Source organism: Tissierella sp., from assembly GCF_052089545.1.
In the GTDB taxonomy this organism is placed as follows: Bacteria; Bacillota; Clostridia; order Tissierellales; family Tissierellaceae; genus Tissierella_A.
The window spans coordinates 1-3,145 of sequence record NZ_JBQDAA010000031.1; the positions used below are offsets into that span (position 1 = coordinate 1).

Below are 3,145 nucleotides of genomic sequence, written 5' to 3' on the forward strand. Positions count from 1 at the left end.
GTAAAATCTCCATATTTTTTTATGACCTTGTCTATTTTAATCATATATAACACCTCTCATAGTCTTTTCAAAAGTCCTTAAGATGTAATCAAGTAATACTGTAAAAAATACTATAGGTATAACTCCTAAGAGGATTAAATCAGAAGAAGCCTCTCCTAGTCCTAAAAATACAAAAGTTCCCATTCCTCCACCACCTACAAGCCCTGCTAAAACTGCTCCTCCTATGGTTTGTATAAAAGCAATTCTAATGCCTGTGAATATTACAGGAAAGGCTAGTGGAAGTTCAATCTTTTTTAAGATTTGGGTTTTACTCATACCCATTCCCTTTGCAGCTTCTATTACATTTTGTTCAACTGAGTAAAAACCAGTTAAAGTATTTCTTCCTATTGGAAGAAGTGTATATAAGGTAAGTGCAATATATGCAGGAGCCCATCCTATACCACTTACTCCAAAAGCATCAAAGAAAGCTAGCTCTCCCAGTCCCGATAAGGGAACTAGAAGAATTCCAAATAAAGAAATACTTGGTATTGTTTCAATTATGCTAAGTGGAATCATAACCTTATCTTCAAATTTCTTTTTAGAATAAGCTAAAAATCCAAGTGGTATAGCAATAATTGCACCTGTAAGAACAGAAGCTAAAGTCAAGATAGCATGAATTCTCAAATTATAAATAAATTGAGATTTTTTAATATTATATTCCTTCATTAAAGATAAATCATTAAACGCTCCAGTAAATATAAAGTATGATAACATTCCAAATATGCTTAGAAATCCAATCCATTTAATATATTTATGCTCTTTAATCTTTTGGGTATAGGTAGAAAACAACATGTAAACCGAAAATATTTGAAGGTAAAATCCAAAAGAAAGGCTTATTCTAGCTGAGGTTACTCCTTCTGTATAATCTCCTGTCTTTAGCTGTAAAGCCAAAAATAAGACTAAGGTTAAAATAGTTGTAAGTGTAAAAACAATAATATTTTTATGTTTTTTCCTATAAAAAGATAGGCCTATTAGAGCAAGCCATAAAATTATAAGCACTACACTTAATTTACCAAAAAACTCAAAACTAGAATATTTTATACCTCCAGATATCCTATTGGGTTTATGTTCAAGTAAGTTCATAAAAATAAATGCTGCTGCTCCTATAGAGGATAAGAGCAGCAATGTTTTGTCTTTTATTTTATTCATCTAATCACCTTCTCAGTTAATTTAATCTAGAATCCCTTCTTCTGTTAAATACTCCTTTGCTACATCTTTTGGTGATAATCCATCTACAATTACCTTTTTATTCATATCTTGTAATTTTTCAAGATCTAATGTTTTGAATACATCTTCTATAATATCTTTTATTTGTGGATGCTCTTCTAAAACTTCAGATCTGACCACTACAGATGGCTCAAATACTGGTGGAATTGAGAGTGGATCTTTTAGTACTACCATATCTAAGTCAGGAAGTGAACCATCGGTGCCATATACAAGAGCTATATTTACATCATCAGTGCCATTTTCAAGGGCACTTATCGTTTCAGCAGTGTTTCCATGAGGAAGCATTATAAGTTGATCTGAGTCCAACTTAAATCCATATCCTTCTTCCATACCTAATAGGCCCATTTCTTTTTCTGCAAATAACTGACTGGTTATAAATTTAACCTCGCCTCCATCATTTACATAGTCTGCAAAATCTTCTAATGTTTCTAAGTCATTGTCTTTAGCGAAATCTTTTTTAACTGCTAACATTTCAGTATTATTTGCCTTTGCGGGCTCTAACCAAATTAAATCATTATTTTCTTCATCATAAGTCTTTATAGAATTATATCCTTCTTCTAAGTCTCCCCAAACTTCTTCGTCAAATCCTTCAGAATAATATTGTCCATTTCCAGTATAGTCAATCCCAATATCTAATTCATCTTGCAATAAGGCATTTCTATGAACATCGGGGGTTCCAAATTGAACTTTATCGGTAATAGTATAGCCCTTTTCTTCAAGTGCTAATAATACCATATTACCTAAGATTCCTCCTTCTGTATCAACAAATGAACCTACAACTATTGGATTCTCAGGATTAACTGATTCTCCTTTTTCTTTTTCTTTATCATTATCCGGAGTACTACATGCTGATAATAAAGAAAGAACCAAAACTAAGGTAATTATATAAAACTTATTTTTCTTCATGGCGACCTCCATTTTCTTGTCTTTTTGTAATATTTCGTAATCAATCAATTTTTACCCTACAATCAATATATCAAACTAAACTATAAAAAAATAAACCTAGAACTAGGTTTATTTTTCTAAATAATACTCAATTATATTTTTCACTTTAGGAACTATATAGTGGCTTCCTCCTCTATCCTCTACGTTTTCTATCATAGTTGAAACCACAATTTGGGGATCATCTACATTCATCCCTACAAACCAGCCATTTTCTTTTCCTTTTCCTTCTTGGCTAAGTTTTAATTCAGCAGTACCTGTTTTGCCAGCTAATTTTATACCGTCAATTTTCGCATCGTGACCTGTCCCGTTAGGATCTTCTATTACATCAACTAGATTATTTAACAAAAGAGTCCTATTTTCATCCGAGACTATATTTTCCTTCCACACTTTAGGCTTTGCATCTTTTTCTAAGATAGGCTCCATAATATTTCCATCATTTAAAACCATACTATAAACAAGTGATAAATGTAGTGGACTCATAAGCACTTGTCCCTGTCCATATCCTGTATCTGCAAGTAATATTTCATTTTTAAATTTTTCATCGTTTACTATTTGTGAAGGGGCAAAGGGATAATTTATAGGTATGTCTTCACCAAATCCAAATTTTTTAGATCCCTTTAAAAAGTTTTCTTCACCAATTTTAAGTGCAGTCCTTGCGAAATATATATTGTCAGAATAAATAAATGCATCATTTAAGGTTACACTTGAAAGTTTTTGACTTACCCTATTTATCTTATAATTTCCCCAAGAACTATCCTTTTGCCAACTCTTCCCTTGTATATTTATCTTTTCTTCTGGATTTATAAGATCTTCTTCTAATCCAATAGATGATGTAACTATCTTAAATGTAGAACCTGGAGAGTATGCTTTATTAAATCTATTTAAAAATACATCTGCGTCCATATCTTCCCATTCTTTTATTTGACTATTTTCT

3 protein-coding genes are annotated in these 3,145 nt (G+C 31.5%); all 3 read right to left on the reverse strand.

Features of this window, described 5'->3' with window-relative positions; all coding sequences use genetic code 11:
* Positions 1–36: 36 nt before the first annotated feature.
* Positions 37–1,188, reverse strand: coding sequence for an ABC transporter permease (locus tag ACTHW2_RS04055; protein WP_442262461.1), 1,152 nt, complete (start codon positions 1,186–1,188; stop codon positions 37–39).
* A 21-nt stretch (positions 1,189–1,209) separates the two neighbouring features.
* Positions 1,210–2,172, reverse strand: a complete 963-nt coding sequence (locus ACTHW2_RS04060) for a glycine betaine ABC transporter substrate-binding protein (RefSeq protein WP_442262463.1) — start codon at positions 2,170–2,172, stop codon at positions 1,210–1,212.
* Between the two features lie 108 nt (positions 2,173–2,280).
* Positions 2,281–3,145 (reverse strand): penicillin-binding transpeptidase domain-containing protein (locus ACTHW2_RS04065; protein WP_442262464.1); only part of this gene is annotated, 865 nt, incomplete at its 5' end.